This window comes from Oceanobacillus manasiensis (genome assembly GCF_000724085.1).
Classification (GTDB): Bacteria; Bacillota; Bacilli; order Bacillales; family Amphibacillaceae; genus Oceanobacillus_B; species Oceanobacillus_B manasiensis.
On record NZ_CCDL010000001.1, the window covers coordinates 1,625,152 to 1,642,649 of the forward strand.

Sequence of the window (17,498 nt, forward strand, 5' to 3'; positions counted from 1 at the left end):
CGGTTCAAATTAATAAATGGAAAATTGAGTTACCTGGAGCGAATGGCGGCGACTCCTGCGGGAATAGCATGAGTCTTGAGACCCCGCAGTGAGCGTTTTTTGCGAGCAAGGTGGCTCAAGCCATGCCCGCGGAAAGCGTCCGTCAGTAGAGAAAGGTAACGGAGCTAAGAAAGCTTTACATTAGGTAAATCTAAACAGATTATAAGGAGGGATAAGCTGTGGAAGAAGTAAGGAAATTTATTGTATTTACATTAAAAAATCAGTCGTATGGAGTGGATGTAAGACAGGTACATTCCATCGAACGTCTACAGAAAGTAACAGAGGTGCCACGAACTGCTTCCTTCATTAAAGGCGTAATCAATTTGCGAGGTACGACAATACCAGTAATTGATTTAAGGGAGCGCCTATGGATTGGTGAGACAGAAACAACCGACGAAAGTCGCTTTCTTATAGTAGAGATAAACGAAATGCAAGTTGGACTGCTTGTAGATGGTGCAAATGAAGTGCTAGACATTGGAGCAGAAGCAATTGAGCCACCTCCTGGTATGATTGCAGGAGTGGATGCTCAATATCTAGAGGGCGTTGCCAAATTAAGGGAGGAGCTTCTTATCCTGTTAGATTTGGAACATATTTTAGATGTGAATGAAGTACAGGAAGTAAAACAAGCGATCAATTAATTTAATTTTGGAGGTACAATAATGGCTAGAATTTTAGTAACAGATGATGCAGCATTTATGCGTATGCAATTAAAGGATATTGTAACAAAGCTAGGACATGAAGTTGTTGGGGAAGCAGAAAACGGCCAGGTATCAGTAGAAATGTACCAAGAGCTAAAACCGGATCTTGTGACAATGGATATTACGATGCCAGAAATGAATGGTGTAGATGCTTTAAAGGAAATTAAAAAAGTGGACCCAGATGCTAAAGTTATTATGTGTTCGGCAATGGGGCAACAAGGAATGGTTGTAGAAGCAATTCAAGCTGGGGCAAAAGATTTTATCGTGAAGCCTTTTACTGCAGACAGAATTAATGAGGCATTATCAAAGGCTTTATAATACACCAAGCTACATAGGGGGAAGGAAATAGGGGAATGCGAAAAAAGCTTACATTACGGAATGTTAGGATAGGCTGGAAATATGGCATTACATTTTTCTTAGTATTTTTACTAATAGCTGCTTCAACAGCGCTCATTTCCACTCTGATCGCAGATATAGGGGATAATGTAGAAAATGTGGAAACAAGGGGAAATCAAGCCACTGATATGACAGAAATGGGATCGATTATAAAAGAAAAAGGGATCCCTATTTCAATGTACAGATATAATCAAAATAATTTGTATGTTGACGAGTATGGCGTATATGTTGATCAATTTAATGAGCTTAGCCAAGAGATTCAAAAAAGGTTGAATACTACGGAGCAAGAAGAGCTGTTTAACCAAATCGTTAATAAGGATAGTGAATTAAACACACTTTTCCTTAATGAAATGGTTCCTGCAGCAAACAGGGGAGATACTTCCACAGCAGCTTCCCTATCTTCTGAGGCAAACACGCTTCGATCGGAAATCGTTTATCATCTTGAGGATCTAAGAACAGTTATAAATGAAGAACGTGACCAAGCGATAACGGAAACGAAAGATTTACAATCAATGACCTTTATCATTCAATTAGCAACCATGGCAGGTGTCATTTTGATTGGTGGAATTCTCGTCTACTTTATTAGTAGAATGGTTTCTCGTAATCTTGGACGGGTCATCGTTATTAGTAATCAAATTGCCAAAGGGAATTTGGCTGTGGAAACGATGGAATATAAAGGAAAAGATGAGATAGGAAAATTGTCAACAGCCATTAATGGAATGGCAAGTCATTTGCGTAATGTGATCCAACAGGTCTCATCTGTTTCCCAAACGGTGAGTAGTCATAGTGAAGAATTGACACAATCTGCTAATGAAGTGAAAGCAGGAAGTGAGCAAGTAGCAGTAACAATGCAAGAACTCGCAAGTGGTACGGAAACACAAGCCAACAGTGCAAGTGATTTGGCAGAAGTAATGAGTAGCTTTACTACAAAGGTAAGGCAGGCCAATGACAAAGGAAGTTTGGTTCAACAGGCATCCAATGAAGTAATGGGGATGACCAATGAAGGAAGTACCTTGATGGAAGAATCCACTGAGCAGATGGTAGCCATTGATCGCATTGTGAAAGAAGCTGTTCAGAAGATGCAAGGGCTTGATGCGCAGTCAAAGGAAATTTCAAAGCTTGTCTCTGTTATTAAAGACATCGCTGAACAAACGAATCTCCTTGCATTAAATGCCGCAATTGAAGCAGCACGAGCGGGCGAACAAGGGAAAGGATTTGCGGTTGTCGCTGATGAAGTACGAAAACTAGCTGAACAAGTTTCCGTTTCGGTAACAGATATAACGAGTATTGTTACGGGAATTCAAACAGAGTCAACAAGTGTTGCTCGCTCTTTAGAAACAGGGTATGAAGAAGTGGAAAAGGGTACCACACAATTGAAAACGACTGGCGAAACATTCCAGGGGATTCAGCTATTTGTAACAGAAATGACGAATAGTGTGAAGCAAATTTCCGAAAATCTTTCCGAAATGGCAGTAAGCAGTGAAGACATGAACCGATCAATTGAAGAGATTGCGGCTATTTCCGAAGAATCTGCAGCTGGTGTGGAACAAACCTCTGCTTCATCACAGCAAACGAGCAGTTCAATGGAGGAAGTTGCAGGAAGCTCAGAACAGCTTGCAAGACTGGCTGAGGAATTAAATGAGCTAGTAAGAAAGTTTAAATTATAAGCAAATAATGGTAACATGAAGTGTCCCATTAGGGAGCCGGGCTATCGGCTCCCTTTTTGCATGCAAAAAATTAACTAGGGAATATTATCTAGGAAGGGGGAGTGGAAGCATGAAAAAAGTCACTGTTATGTCAAGATCAGAACTGGTGGATGCTATATGTACTATCTTAAGTGATAGCATGTCATCATACACAATCGACTCCTATAATATAGTGAAGCACGGAATGCCCTCTAAAAATAAATTAAATACCGACTTACTCATTATTGAATTAGGTAAGGATACAGACATTGAAGAGATCATTGCTAGCTTACAAAATTCTAATACCCTTATAGCGCTTTTAATTAAGAAAATAAGTGAGACAGATTTAAAAAGACTTTTCCAAATGGGTTTTGATGGGTATTTTCATTCAGGGATGGAATTAGCAGAATTGGAAATAGCGATAGAAGCTATTTTCCAGGGAGGGCAGTACATACATCCGCAATTATGTCCAGTGCTCATGAGTGATTACATATATAAGAATGCAGAAACGAATACAAAGCCACATGGAATGTTAAGTGAACAAGAGTGGAAGGTTTTAGAACGCGTCGTACATGGAAAGAAAAACTCCGAAATCGCCAATGAACTATTCCTCTCTTCATATACCGTAAACAATCATGTGAGCGCTATTTTAAGAAAATTAAATGTCTCAGATAGGACGAGTGCAGCACTTAAAGCAGTAAAATATAAATGGATCAATATTCCATGAGAATTAATTTAATATTTTTGCTTTTTTCTAAAACCTACATTCTTTTCCATTACCGCCGATATATCCAATAGGTAGAAAACTATTAGGATATTTACATAAAGAGGTGGAAGACGTGAAAAGGAAATTTGGTTTTAAACATATAAAAAGTAAGATACTTTTTGGTTTTGGGATTGTAATTTTTTTAGTTGTACTTTTATCTTTCTACAATGGTTATACAGTAGATCAGACTAATGAAGACATGAAAGAAATGACGGATTATCAGCTGGAACTACTTATAACACAAGAGAAAGTAACGATTGATATGCAACGTAGGACATCCTTGCTACGTGGGTATTTGTTATATGGAGACCCTTCCATAAAGGAACAGTTTAACGAAGGCATTGATGCATCCATTGCTTTGGAAAACAAATTGCTAGAACTAAATGATTCAGATGATGTCCAACAGTTAATGGAGAAAAAAATAGAATGGGGCACGTTTACTGATGAAGTGATCGCTGAATATGACAATGGGAATGAAGACAGGGCGTTAGAAATCATGGCTTTGTTCGTCCAACCGTTGGAAGAAGAAATCACACGATCATTTCAAGAAATGGCAGCATCAAGCGAGGATGAGATACAGGAGCTTGGAAGACAAATTGTAAAAAGCGGTGAAACTAATTTTTGGGTTACTATTGGTATTGCAGTAATCGTGATAATAACTGGCCTCCTCATTGCCTTCGTTACCACGAATAAAATAACCAAACCGATTTTAACCGTCATGCAACGAATGAAAGAGATTGCTTCTGGAAATCTTCGTCACGAAGATTTAATGATTACTACAAGGGATGAACTAAGTGAGCTCTATGCAGCAACAAATTTGATGACCAACAATACGAGAGAGATGATCCTAAAAATAGGCGAGGTATCAAATACGGTATCTAATCAAAGTGAAGAGCTAACCCAATCAGCTGATGAAGTAAAAGCTGGATCAGAACAGGTTGCTGTAACGATGGAGGAACTAGCTAATGGAACGGAAGAACAGGCAACCAATGCTAGTAGCTTATCCTCAGTGATGGCAACATTTACAAAGAGTGTGCAGGAGACAAATGAGAGCGGAGAGAACATCCAAGCAACTTCAAAAAATGTACTTGCCAAGACGCAAGAAGGAGCAAGTTTAATGGATGGTTCCAAAGCTCAGATGTTAAAAATAGATCAGATTGTACGAGAAGCAGTGGTGAAAGTACAGGGATTGGATCAACATACACAACATATTACACAATTGGTTTCTGTCATACAGGATATTGCAGAACAAACAAATTTGCTTGCGTTGAACGCTGCAATTGAAGCAGCACGAGCAGGCGAAAGTGGAAAAGGCTTTTCTGTAGTTGCAGATGAAGTGAGAAAGCTCGCTGAAGAGGTAGCAAAATCGATATCTGGTGTAACAGATTTTGTAACAAATATACAGACGGAGACCAGGGCTATTTCCATTTCATTGAACGACAGCTATAAAGAGGTAGAACAGGGAACTGAAAAAATTGAATCTACTTCGGTAACCTTTACGGAAATTAACCATGCTGTCACCACAATGGTAGATAGTATACAATCCATCTCTGCTAATCTGGCAGATTTAGCAGGAAAAAGTGGCAAAATGAACCATTCTATAGAAGAAATTGCGGCAATAGCGGAGGAATCGGCTGCAGGAGTAGAAGAGACTTCAGCTTCTTCTGAGCAGACAAGCAGTGCAATGGAAGCTGTAGCAAACAGTTCTAAACAACTGGCTAACACGGCAGAGGAATTAAATAACCTTGTTACCAGGTTTAAAGTTTAAGATAATTCTTGTGAGCCCGTTCATAGGATGTAAAAATAAATCTAGAACAGGTTTAACTTTTATATAATAATGGTATAGTATGTTTAGATAGTATGAAGTGAAGGTAAAGGGACAGGAGCTCTGTCCTTTTTTAATATTATTTTGTTTAGTTGGTTTCATAGGTAAATTGTTCTATTTTTCTAGTAAGCCTTTCCTAGAAGGCTTACTGTACAAGCAAACAAGTAATACAGTTAGTTATACCTGGTTCAAAATAACTTTGACCGATGTAAATAAGTAGGGTATAATAAAAAATCGTTGTATTGTTAATTAAATGTAAATAAAACTAAGAGGTGAAAATAAGTGAAGAAATTAATATCTACGAAGATGGGATTCTTCGCTATCGCTGTTGTATTACTCTGGATAAAAACGTATATAATCTACTCATTTGAATTTAATCTTGGTGTAAGTGGGGCGATGCAGGAATTTCTATTATTCTTCAATCCACTAAGTTCTGCCCTGTTGTTTCTAGGGCTAGCCTTATTCGCTAAAGGTAGAAAGGCTGGACTATTTATAATTATAATTGATGCGATCATGACATTTATTCTTTATGCAAATGTTGTTTTCTATCGTTTCAATAGTGACTTTATTACCATCCCTACATTAATGCAAACAGACAACTTTGGTAGCATTGGTGGTAGTATTGCAGATTTGGCCCAGGTGTCTGACTTGTTTTATGCATTGGACCTTGTAATACTAATTGTTTTGTTTATTAAAATGAAATCTAATTGGTCTGTTACGAGATTGAAAATCCGTAAGCCACTTGCTGTTATGGCTGCAGGTGTTATTGCTTTCTCCATTAATCTTGGGTTGGCTGAAGCGGATCGCCCACAATTGTTGGAGCGTACATTTGACCGTAACTATGTTGTGAAGTATTTAGGTGCTTATAATTTCACAATCTATGATGCGATCCAAAGTGCCAAAACATCTACACGTCGTGTATTAGCTGATAGTGATGATATTACACAAGTTGAAAACTATACGAAATACAAGTATGCTGCACCAAATGAAGAATATTTTGGTAAAGGTGAAGGAAAAAATATTATTAAGATCCATTTAGAATCCTTCCAGTCCTTTTTAATAGATTACGAGTTGCATGGAGAAGAAGTAACGCCATTCCTTAATTCTCTCGTACATGATGAGAGCCAAAACTTTACGTACTTTGATAATTTCTTCCATCAAACAGAGCAAGGGAAAACAGCTGACTCTGAGTTGACGATGGACACATCCCTTTACGGTTTGCCACAAGGTTCTGCGTTTGTAACAAAGGGAACAAATACGTATCAGTCATTGCCAGCAATCTTAAACCAAGAACAGGGTCACACTAGTTCAGTATTTCATGGTGACGGAAAATCGTTCTGGAATCGTGACGAAGTATACAAGCATTTAGGAATTGATGAATTCTACCATGCTGATTTTTATGATATGAGTAAAGAAAATGTTATAAATTATGGGTTAAAGGATAAACCATTCTTTGAAGAATCCATGCCATATTTGGAGAACATGCAACAACCTTTCTATGCACACATGATGACATTGACACACCACCATCCATATTTAATAGATGAAGAGGATGCTAGTATTGCTCCTGCAGAAACGGGTGATGGTTCAGTAGACCGTTATTTCCAAACTGCGCGTTATCTTGATGAATCATTGGAGCAATTCTTCATTGATCTAAAAGAAAAAGGGCTTTATGAAGACTCTATTATTATGATCTATGGAGACCATTACGGTATTTCAGATAACCATAATCGCGCCATGGAAGAGATTACTGGAGAAGAAATTACACCATTAAAGAACGCGGAACTTCAGCGGACACCATTTTTTATTAAAGTTCCTGGCGTTGAAGGACAAGGGACGAACCACTCCTATGGCGGTCAAGTAGACGTTATGCCAACAATGCTTCATTTAATGGGTATTGATGCGAAGGACTATATTCAGTTTGGTACAGACTTGTTCTCAGAGGAACATGAGGAAGTTGTTCCTTTCAGAAATGGTAACTTTATGACACCAGAATATAGCTCTGTAAATGATGTGTTCTATGATAACGAAACAAAAGAAGTAATTGAGAACCCAACGGAAGAAATGAAGAAACAGAAAGAAGAAGTACTGAAAGAGCTTGAATTATCAGATGAAGTCTTATACGGCGATCTTCTAAGGTTCTACACACCGAATGAATCTTGGACACCAATAGACGCTTCTGAGTATTTCTACGGCTCACCAGAAGAAGAAGGTATAGAAAAATCATCTGAATCGGAAGAGGTTAAACAACCCGAAGACATTCAGGACGAAGTGCACGCTCCTGAGGATGAAGCAGAATAGAGCAAGCGCAAAAGGACACTGACATAGCCGTCAGTGTCCTTTTTTATATAAATATATTTTATCCTCCCATTTGCATTACAAGGAATTAAATTAGCGGCATATAATATCTTAAACAAGCAGTCATATGCTTGTTGTACGACCACACACCTAGTAGAAAAACTTCTCTATAAAAAACGAACGTTTGTTCCTGTTTTGGGTATTTTTACTTTATTGTGTGGTATACTAGTAGCTAGATAAAGTTCTTTACATGAGTGATCGGCGAGCCCTTTTCTAATGAAGGGGGGGATGCCACTTGGATATTTATCAAGTATTTATGGTGATGCTCTCGTTTGGGACGTTTCTGATAGCGCTCCTGACTCTGATCATTCGTATGATCAATAAAAAATAGACCTCTCCATATCCACAATTGTCATGTGGGAGAGGCCTATTACTAGGTAGCCGATCCTCTGGGAGAACCGCTTATCCATTAGACCACAGTTGCAGCTGTGGTCTTTTTTAAAATGAAACTTTTGTCTTAGTATATGTTGCATTACACTAATATTATACCATATTCACGGTTTCATAAAGCAGTTTTTTCATGATAGCTAAAAAGTAGTTAACCGTTATACCTCACTTAATTTACCGTTCATAGCCTGGTTAAGTAGCATAATGCCTGCAACCCCCCTTCCATATGTACATAGCTTGAAAGAAAGCTGAATAACGTTCTGATCATTACATTTTTTTCTTTCTTCCTAATTGTGCTACTATTAACAGAGATAAGAAAAAGGAGATTAACACAAAATGGGAGACACCTTAGAAAACAAGCAGAAATTATCTCAGTTTCTAATAATTGCGGGGATTATTGTTGTCGCATTTAATTTACGACCAGCGATTACCTCCGTAGGACCGCTAATTTCGACAATCCGAGACGAGTTAGGTATGTCAAACTGGAGTGTAGGTTTGCTGACTAGTTTACCGCTTGTCGCATTTGCAATCATGTCTCCCCTGATTCCGAGAATTGCGAATCGGTATACAAATGAGCGTGTAATGCTGGCTGGTCTCGTTATCTTATTAATAGGCATCAGTGTACGATCGTTCTCTTTAATTTCTCTGTTATTTTTAGGGACATTGCTTGTTGGTATTGGGATAGCAATATGCAATGTGCTGTTACCAGGCGTGATAAAAGAAAAGTTTCCTTTAAAGGTTGCTTTCATGACAAGTGTTTATTCCACTTCTATGGGAATATTCGCTGCGGCTGCTTCAGGACTAAGTATACCGCTGGCCAATAATATCGGCCTCGGGTGGCAATGGGCCTTGACTGTATGGGCATTACCTGCCCTTGTAGGGATCTTTATCTGGGCATCCTTAAACAAACAGGAGAAAGCTACCAAGTCGATGAAGGTGGCATTTGTTACAAGTGAAAATAATGCAATCTGGAAATCGGCGCTTGCCTGGCAGGTTGCAGCCTTTATGGGACTGCAGTCCTTTTTATTTTATGTAACCATTTCCTGGTTGCCGGAAATTTTACATCAATATGGGCTAAGTATGTCAGCAGCAGGGTGGATGCTGTCAATCATGCAGCTGGTCGGTTTGCCAGCAAGTTTCCTCGTGCCGGTTATAGCAGGAAAACTAAAGTCACAGCGTCCGATTGTGATTGTGAATGGAGTTTTATCGATAACGGGTTATACAGGCCTTTTAATGGGAGAATCCTACCTTGTTATGAGCATAAGCACGGTGTTAATTGGCATTACACTAAGTGGAACCTTTGCTCTTGCTTTAACTTTTCTAGGGATGCGTGCAAAAGATGCAAAGCAGGCTGCTGCATTATCTGGTATGGCTCAAAGTCTAGGATATTTGCTAGCAGCTGTTGGACCTTTGCTAATTGGGTTGCTTTATGACCTAACACATAGCTGGAGTATCCCTTTACTATTTCTTATTGGGGTTTCATCCTGTGTTGTTCTATTCGGCATGGGAGCAGGAAGAAATAAATATGTTTTAGAATAATCGAATGTGACAGGCGGTGATGGAATGCAACATACAATGACGGCGATCGGAGATGGGGTTATTCGAGTGGATTTTGCGGGAGAGGTTAGCCCACAAATGAACCAACAAATTCAACGCTACTGTAGACTTATACAGGGGAAGGCTATATACGGTGTTACGGAGCTAGTGCCAGGTTATCATACTATCACCTTATATTATGAGCCATTTGAAGTTCGCTATAACGAGTTGATAACGAAGCTAGAGAAGCTGTTAGCGTCTTCAATTGGAGAAAATATCCAAGAAAAAGGGCGGTTGTTGCAAATACCGGTTTGTTATGGTGGAGAGCAAGGACCCGATCTCCATAAAGTGGCCGAGCGACATCAAATGAAAGAGGAAGAAGTAGTCAGGCTTCATCAAGAACCAACGTATCTTGTTTATCTGCTTGGATTTTTACCAGGTTTCCCTTACCTTGGTGGTTTGTCTCCTGAGCTTGCTACACCAAGACTACAGGAGCCTAGAGCAAATACGCCTGCAGGATCTGTAGGTATAGCAGATGCCCAAACAGGAATCTATCCTTTCACTTCACCTGGTGGGTGGAATATTATCGGAAATACGCCCATACCGTTGTTTGATGCTGAAAAGAAGGAGCATGCTTTTCTGTTTAGACCGGGTGACCGCGTTACGTTTTACGAGATATCAGAAGCGGAATATAATCAGTTAACATTAAAAGATATGCAGTCAGATCTCTTATGGGAAGAGGTGATTTCGATTGAAAAAGAAAATAGATCTGAACTGTGATATGGGTGAAGGCTTTGGTACTTATTCTTTCGGAGCAGACGAACAGATAATCAAGCATATAACGTCAGCAAATATTGCTTGTGGCGCCCATGCTGGAGATCCAAACATCATGTCAGATACCGTTAAATTAGCAAAAGATCATGGAGTGGCAATCGGTGCACATCCAGGGTTTCCTGACATTGCAGGCTTTGGACGGAGAATGATCGACCTTTCAGATAAGGAAATCTACCGCCAAGTCCTTTATCAAATTGGGGCATTAAACGCCTTTTGTCAGGTGCATGGAGTACCGTTGCACCATGTGAAGCCTCACGGTGCTATGTATAATGTAGCAGCGAAAGATAAGCGTGTTGCAACGGCAATTGCCCAAGCTGTCTCAGACTTTGATCAAAATCTTATCTTATATGGACTTGCAGGTAGTTACTTAATTCAGGAGGGTAAACGTGCAGGCTTACGTGTCGCTTCCGAAGTATTCGCTGACCGTACTTACCAAGAGGATGGAAGTCTTACCCCAAGAAACACGCCAGGAGCGTTAATTAAAACGGTGGATCAGGCAGTTAAGCAAGTGAGGGAAATGCTATCAGAAGGCATGGTTATGACCGTGCAAGGGAAAAATATTCCCATTCAAGCTGATACAATCTGTGTACATGGTGATGGAGCGTCTGCAGTTTCCTTTGTAAAAGAATTAACCTCAGCACTACAACAGCAAAGCATTACCAAAGCAAGCATCTAAATAATCCTATAAGGGGGCGCGCATCATGGAGCAAGAGCTCTTTCAGGTTATGAAGCCAGGAGTACAGACAACGTTTCAAGATTTGGGACGCAAGGGCTATCAGCAGTTCGGTGTACCTGTATCAGGAGCCATGGATAAGTTCGCACTCCAAGTGGCGAACATTCTCTTAGGAAATAGTCGAACAAGCCCCTGCCTTGAAATTACATTAATAGGTCCTAACCTAGTTGCGAAATCCTCCATGACGATTGTCATCACAGGTGCAAATTTAAACCCGACATGTAATGGAGAGCCTATCGACATGTGGAAGACAGTAAGAATTGAAAAAGGAGATGAACTTGCTTTTGGCAAACACGAATCAGGTGTGCGGGCATATTTGGCTGTAGCTGGAGGATTTGAGGCACCGAAATACTTTGGTAGTAGTTCTGTTGATGGAAATAGTGGTTTCGGAAAGCCATTAGAAAAAGGAGATACCATCAAGGGTTACCCAATCACAGTAGCTTCTGGTATTAGTTTAGCAAGTTCCTTGATTCCAAGCTATGAAAAAAAGATTACTGTTTCATTGGTAGAAGGACCACATACAGATTATTTTGCAAAGAAAGATCGGGAAACATTTTTTGCAGTACCATATAAAGTGGGATCCAATTCAAACCGAATGGGCTATAGGCTGGAAGGGGAAACAATAAAGCCAGAAAAAGTGGAAGTATGGTCAGATGGCATCCCTTTTGGAGGAATTCAGATAACGAGTGGTGGAGAACCGATCATTCTAATGGCAGACAGGCAAACAACTGGTGGCTACCCGAGAATTGGTACCGTTTTTTCAACAGATCTCCCAAGGGTTGCACAGCTCATCCCTGGCGGGGAGATTTGCTTTAGGCCATCCTCCATTGAAGAAGCAGAGGAGAAGGTTCGGAAAGAAGAGCAATTTCTCCATCGCTTAGAACAATTCCGACAACATATAGAGAGAAGGAAATAAGATGAAAAGATTACTTTTAACAGGATTTGAACCTTTTTTAGATTTCCCAATAAACCCAACTACATCGATTGCTCAGACATTGAATGGGCGACAGATCAATGGGTATGAGGTTACAGGGGAAGTTCTTACAGTGGATTTCAGTAAATCTGGAGAGCAATTGATCGAATTAATGAAACAGCACAAACCAGATGCTGTCATCTCACTAGGATTGGCAGCTGGTCGGAATTGTATCACACCAGAAAGAATTGCAATAAATTGTAATGATGGTCCAGTGGACAACGAAGGGCATAAACCGGATGGGGAGCCCATTTTCAGTGATGGGCCAGATGGCTATTTTTCCACATTACCAATCAAACAGATTGTAGCCCGATTAAAGGAAGAGAAATTACCTGCTAAAATATCGAATACTGCAGGTGCTTATTTATGTAATAATGTAATGTATCACGGCTTACATTATGCAAAGCAGCATGGTTTGAACATTCTTTCAGGTTTTATTCATATGCCGGCATCTCATGCACTAGCTGTGGAAAAGAGTATGCCAAGCTGGTCTGAAGAAGATTTACAAAAAGCTATTATAATCGCGATTGAGACACTACCCTGATATAGACAAATAGGCTAATTTTCAAAACGCAATTAGGGATTGCCACGGTATGAAAAGTGTAATAAAATTACGTGGTACATAAGAGAGATTGCGAGATGATGAGAATGCCAAAATATATCTGGCTATTAGTAATAGCAACAGCAATTAATGTGACAGGGGCCTCTTTTCTTTGGCCGTTAAACACCATTTATATGCATAATGAGCTCGGTAAAAGCTTAGCTTTTGCGGGGTTCATTTTAATGTTTAATCAAGGTGCGTCGATCGCAGGAAATCTAATCGGAGGGCTCCTTTTCGATAAATTTAGCGCCTATAAAACGATTCTGGGAGGGACAGGCATTGCTGTGGTTTCTGCCATCATGCTTGCCTTCACACATGATAGCATCGTGACTTATTCCATTTTTCTCGTGCTAATCGGATTCGGTTCAGGAATTACCTGGCCCGTTATGTTTGCTATGGCTGGATCAATCTGGCCTGAAGGAGGAAGAAGAGCTTTCAACGCTATTTATGTTGCGCAAAATTTTGGAGTGGCGCTGGGTGCGACATTGGGTGGCTATATTGCCAGTATTTCTTTTAATTATATATTTTTTTCCAATGCCACTGTATTTGTCATTTATTTTATTATCGTTCTGTTTACATTTCGGAATCTCGACAAAGAAAAAGATCGGCAAATGCACACATCTATTTTGCAGCAACGGGCAAAAATACAAAGCAGAACATCTTTTATTGCCTTGTTTATTTTATGTGGTGGCTTTCTTATCGCTTGGATTGCATACAGTCAATGGCAGTCAACCATCGCTTCCTATACACAGGATATTGGCATACCATTAGAACAATATAGTACCCTATGGGCAATAAACGGTTTCCTTATCGTTATTGGCCAACCTCTGGTAAAATGGATTGCAGGACGTATAACATCTCAAAAGGTACATATTTACATGGGCACAGCCATTTTTATCGTTTCCTATCTCATTGCCATGGTCTCAGAGACATTTACGATGTTTGCAGCAGCTATGGTCATTTTGACAATAGGTGAGATGCTTGTATGGCCCGCCATCCCAACTTTGGCAAACGAGCTATCGCCTAAAGGCAGGGAAGGATTTTATCAGGGGATTGTAAACAGTGTTGCTGCAACAGGAAGAATGCTAGGCCCAGTGCTTGGGGGTTTTATCGTTGATTTCTATAATATTGAACTCTTATTTATTATTTTATTAGGTCTCTTAATGATTCCTTTTATCACGACAAAAGTATATGATCGCAAAATTAAATTAGAGAATAGAACTGAAAACACGGAGGTTTGACAAATGGAAGAAAAGCAAGAAGTGAAACTTATTGCACTTGATATGGATGGAACATTACTAACGAGTGACCACAAGGTAACACCATATACACAAGAGGTTATCGCCAAAGCGCTTGAAAAAGGAGTCCAAGTCGTACTTAGTACAGGACGATGGTTGAACTCCTGTTACCCATATGCAGAAATGCTAGGTCTCCAATCCTATTTGGTAACAGCTAATGGGGGAGAAGTTTGGACAGTACAGAAAGAACTTGTGGACCAGCATTTGATGGATCCGACCAAAATGGAAAAACTCTGGAATCTAGGGATTGAAACAGGTGTCGGCATGTGGATGATTTCGACAGATGGTGTGTATAGAGAAACACCACCAGAGGATTTTTATGCACATGATTGGCTGAAATTTGGTTGTGAGTCATTTGATAAAGAGAAGCTCGATGTGATGGTAAAAGAGCTTTCCTACTATGATGATCTTGAATTAACGAATTCCCTACCGACGAACGTGGAAGCAAATCCCAAAGGTGTAAGCAAAGCAAGTGCGCTAAAACTTGTATGTGAAAAGCTTGGCATAACGATGAACGATGTCATGGCGGTAGGTGACAGTTTAAACGATATGAAAATGATTCAGGAATCTGGGATCGGTGTGGCAATGGGGAACGCACAAGACGCTATTAAACAGGCGGCAGATTTTGTCACAGATACAAATAATTCAGACGGTGTTGCAAAAGCAATTGCACGGTTTGCCCTATAACATCTCTCTCCCCTTTTTTGGTATAAATTTCTTGAAATCTGACTATACTATCTAGAAGGATAATACTAGTTAGAGTGTTTGAAACATGGACATCAAATTAGGATAGGACCTTTCTTTGTTCTCTGGAAAGGAGTATAATAGAAAGGTAACAGGAAAGGGGATGCCGATATGTCATTTTCTCGCGGACCTAAGGAGCCAGTTCCAGAAGTGGAAACAAACGTATGGTCATGTACTAGCGACGACTGTCAAGGTTGGATGAGAGAAAGCTACAGTTTTGCACAGGAGCCAGAATGTCCACTTTGTAAATCTACAATGGAACAGGAAGTACGTGTACTTCCAGAAGTAAAGTAATATGATCGCGTCTCTCTTGAATTAGCATTTATAAGATAGGCAAATAAATATATTGCCCTTAGAATAGATTCCTCGAGTTTTTCATAAACTCGGGGGATCTTTTTAAGTGTCAATTTATGCTACTACATAACGTCGGATCTTATTCCATAATTAGCTACTCCCTATTGAAATCTGTCTAATCAAATTGTTTGAATGATTCTGATTTAATTGATATATTATTAATAGAATGTCACCTAGTTTTTATCACCTAGTTTGTAAGCGGTTACAATAGGAGGAGGGAATAGTTTGAGGTATGCAAATCCGAATAGCGAAGGATCGATAGTCCAGTTTAAAGACAGGTATGACAATTACATTGGGGGAGAGTATCGTCCACCGGCAAATGGCAAGTACTTTGAAAACGTCAGCCCGGTTACGGGAAAGGTATTTTGTGAGGTGTCTAGGTCGACGAAAGAGGACGTCGAAGCAGCACTTGATGCAGCACATGCAGCAAAGAAGGAATGGGGAGAGACATCTGTAGCAGTTAGGGGCAATATTTTAAACAAGATTGCTGATCGAATTGAAGAGAATTTAGAATTGTTAGCAGTAGCAGAAACATGGGATAACGGTAAAGCTGTAAGGGAGACACTTGCAGCAGATATACCGCTGGCAGTAGATCACTTTCGTTATTTTGCAGGAGTGATTAGGGCCCAAGAAGGTGGAATTAGCCAGATAGACAATGATACAGTCGCATACCATTTTCATGAGCCACTTGGTGTGGTAGGACAAATTATACCATGGAATTTCCCAATCCTGATGGCTACATGGAAACTGGCACCAGCCCTTGCAGCAGGTAATTGTGTTGTCTTAAAACCTGCAGAACAAACACCAGCATCCATCCACGTTTTAATTGAGCTTATCGGTGATCTTCTGCCTCCTGGTGTTTTAAATGTTGTGAACGGTTTTGGTGTAGAAGCAGGTAAGCCGCTAGCGTCCAACAGTCGCATTTCTAAAATAGCATTTACCGGTGAAACAACAACAGGGCGATTGATCATGCAATACGCTTCGGAAAATATTATTCCAGTGACACTTGAATTAGGTGGCAAGTCGCCAAATATTATTTTTGAAGATGTGCTAGATAGAGATGACGGTTTTCTGGATAAAACAATAGAAGGATTTGTTATGTTTGCTTTAAACCAAGGAGAGGTTTGTACTTGTCCTTCACGAGCACTTATACATGAATCCATTTACGATACGTTTATGGAGCGGGCAATTGAACGAGTAAACCAAATCAAAATTGGTCACCCACTAGACACGGACACCATGATGGGTGCGCAAGCTTCTAAGGAACAAATGGAAAAGATTCAGTCGTACTTGGATATTGGTAAACAGGAAGGAGCAGAGGTGCTTACAGGGGGGAACGTTAACAAATTAGAAGAAGAACTAGAAGGCGGATATTATGTTCAGCCTACGATCTTTAAAGGTAATAATAAGATGCGTATTTTCCAGGAAGAAATCTTCGGTCCGGTTTTATCTGTTACCACATTTAAAGATGATGAAGAAGCGCTTGCTGTAGCAAACGATACGTTATATGGGCTAGGTGCAGGGGTGTGGACAAGAAATATGAACACTGCATATCGTTTCGGTAGAAATATTGAAGCAGGCCGCGTGTGGACCAATTGTTACCACCAATATCCTGCCCATGCGGCATTTGGCGGTTATAAAAAATCGGGTATTGGTCGTGAAAATCATCTCATGATGCTCAGTCATTATCAGCAAACAAAAAATTTACTTGTTAGCTATAGTGAGCAACCAGCAGGTCTATTTTAAGAACCAAGAAAGGATGAGGTATGTGACAGAACGGGTCACTGCTACGGAAGAGGCCTTGGAGCTTATTCGAACGTTAAGAGAAGTACATGGGGATTTAATGTTTCATCAGTCTGGTGGTTGTTGTGATGGAAGTTCTCCAATGTGTTATCCGCAGGGTGAATTTCGTATTGGAGATTCTGACATATTGCTCGGTGAAATTGGTTCCACACCTTTTTATATTTCTAAGGACCAATATGCCTACTGGAAGCATACACAGCTTATAATAGATGCGGTTGAAGGAAGGGGCGGAATGTTTTCCCTTGAGGGTCCTGAAGGAAAAAGGTTCCTTACAAGATCCCGCATTTTTACAGAAGAAGAAAAAGTGGATTAGAATTATGTAACTATAAAGTCAGCTTCTATTATAGGGGCTGGCTTTTCATTATACAAAATTACATAGTATAGGCTTTAATTACTAGGCAAAATGAATTATAATAAAGTAATCGTTCTTTTTAATGAACAAATGCCTAGAGTAAGGAGCTGGAAGGA

General features: G+C 39.9%; 17 protein-coding genes. All 17 read left to right on the forward strand.

The features are described 5' to 3' along the window. The first annotated feature begins 218 nt into the window (after nucleotides 1-218). The 17 genes from BN985_RS07955 (at nucleotide 219) to BN985_RS08035 (ending at nucleotide 17,343) form a co-directional block, all read left to right on the forward strand. The gene (locus BN985_RS07955; protein WP_042222391.1) at nucleotides 219-677 is read left to right on the forward strand and encodes a chemotaxis protein CheW; all 459 of its coding nucleotides are present in this window, start codon (nucleotides 219-221) and stop codon (nucleotides 675-677) included. 21 nt (nucleotides 678-698) lie between these two features. Further along, complete coding sequence (locus BN985_RS07960; protein ID WP_042222392.1) at nucleotides 699-1,055, forward strand: response regulator; 357 nt, start codon at nucleotides 699-701, stop codon at nucleotides 1,053-1,055. Between the two features lie 35 nt (nucleotides 1,056-1,090). After that, nucleotides 1,091-2,800, forward strand: a complete 1,710-nt coding sequence (locus tag BN985_RS07965) for a methyl-accepting chemotaxis protein (RefSeq protein WP_042222393.1) — start codon at nucleotides 1,091-1,093, stop codon at nucleotides 2,798-2,800. A 109-nt stretch (nucleotides 2,801-2,909) separates the two neighbouring features. After that, the gene (locus tag BN985_RS07970; protein WP_052360644.1) at nucleotides 2,910-3,545 is read left to right on the forward strand and encodes a response regulator transcription factor; all 636 of its coding nucleotides are present in this window, start codon (nucleotides 2,910-2,912) and stop codon (nucleotides 3,543-3,545) included. Nucleotides 3,546-3,657: 112 nt separating this feature from the next. Continuing rightward, nucleotides 3,658-5,352: a methyl-accepting chemotaxis protein gene (locus tag BN985_RS07975; RefSeq protein ID WP_042222395.1), complete on the forward strand. Its 1,695-nt coding sequence runs from the start codon at nucleotides 3,658-3,660 to the stop codon at nucleotides 5,350-5,352. 339 nt (nucleotides 5,353-5,691) lie between these two features. Then, a complete protein-coding gene (locus BN985_RS07980) occupies nucleotides 5,692-7,710 on the forward strand; it encodes an LTA synthase family protein (RefSeq protein WP_042222397.1) in 2,019 nt (672 codons plus the stop codon). A gap of 292 nt (nucleotides 7,711-8,002) precedes the next feature. Continuing rightward, nucleotides 8,003-8,098: a putative holin-like toxin gene (locus tag BN985_RS07985; RefSeq protein ID WP_084157475.1), complete on the forward strand. Its 96-nt coding sequence runs from the start codon at nucleotides 8,003-8,005 to the stop codon at nucleotides 8,096-8,098. A gap of 392 nt (nucleotides 8,099-8,490) precedes the next feature. After that, entirely contained in the window at nucleotides 8,491-9,693 is a 1,203-nt protein-coding gene (locus BN985_RS07990) for a CynX/NimT family MFS transporter (protein ID WP_042222399.1), read from the forward strand. A gap of 24 nt (nucleotides 9,694-9,717) precedes the next feature. Continuing rightward, the gene (gene pxpB / locus BN985_RS07995) at nucleotides 9,718-10,470 is read left to right on the forward strand and encodes a 5-oxoprolinase subunit PxpB (RefSeq protein ID WP_042223040.1); all 753 of its coding nucleotides are present in this window, start codon (nucleotides 9,718-9,720) and stop codon (nucleotides 10,468-10,470) included. A 1-nt stretch (nucleotide 10,471) separates the two neighbouring features. Beyond that, entirely contained in the window at nucleotides 10,472-11,200 is a 729-nt protein-coding gene (locus BN985_RS08000; RefSeq protein ID WP_042223042.1) for a 5-oxoprolinase subunit PxpA, read from the forward strand. Nucleotides 11,201-11,225: 25 nt separating this feature from the next. Then, nucleotides 11,226-12,173 carry a 5-oxoprolinase subunit C family protein gene (locus tag BN985_RS08005; protein WP_042222401.1) on the forward strand — a complete coding sequence of 316 codons (948 nt, stop codon included), beginning with the start codon at nucleotides 11,226-11,228 and terminating at the stop codon, nucleotides 12,171-12,173. 1 nt (nucleotide 12,174) lies between these two features. After that, a complete protein-coding gene (locus BN985_RS08010; RefSeq protein WP_042222403.1) occupies nucleotides 12,175-12,774 on the forward strand; it encodes a pyroglutamyl-peptidase I in 600 nt (199 codons plus the stop codon). Nucleotides 12,775-12,878: 104 nt separating this feature from the next. Continuing rightward, complete coding sequence (locus tag BN985_RS08015) at nucleotides 12,879-14,072, forward strand: MDR family MFS transporter (protein ID WP_042223044.1); 1,194 nt, start codon at nucleotides 12,879-12,881, stop codon at nucleotides 14,070-14,072. 3 nt (nucleotides 14,073-14,075) lie between these two features. Beyond that, nucleotides 14,076-14,816, forward strand: coding sequence for a Cof-type HAD-IIB family hydrolase (locus BN985_RS08020; protein WP_042222404.1), 741 nt, complete (start codon nucleotides 14,076-14,078; stop codon nucleotides 14,814-14,816). A 168-nt stretch (nucleotides 14,817-14,984) separates the two neighbouring features. Then, on the forward strand, nucleotides 14,985-15,167 hold the full coding sequence (locus tag BN985_RS08025) for a cold-shock protein (protein WP_042222405.1): 183 nt from the start codon (nucleotides 14,985-14,987) through the stop codon (nucleotides 15,165-15,167). Nucleotides 15,168-15,452: 285 nt separating this feature from the next. Continuing rightward, nucleotides 15,453-16,973, forward strand: a complete 1,521-nt coding sequence (gene adh / locus BN985_RS08030) for an aldehyde dehydrogenase (RefSeq protein ID WP_042222407.1) — start codon at nucleotides 15,453-15,455, stop codon at nucleotides 16,971-16,973. Nucleotides 16,974-16,995: 22 nt separating this feature from the next. After that, entirely contained in the window at nucleotides 16,996-17,343 is a 348-nt protein-coding gene (locus tag BN985_RS08035) for a DUF779 domain-containing protein (protein ID WP_042222409.1), read from the forward strand. Nucleotides 17,344-17,498 lie beyond the last annotated feature (155 nt).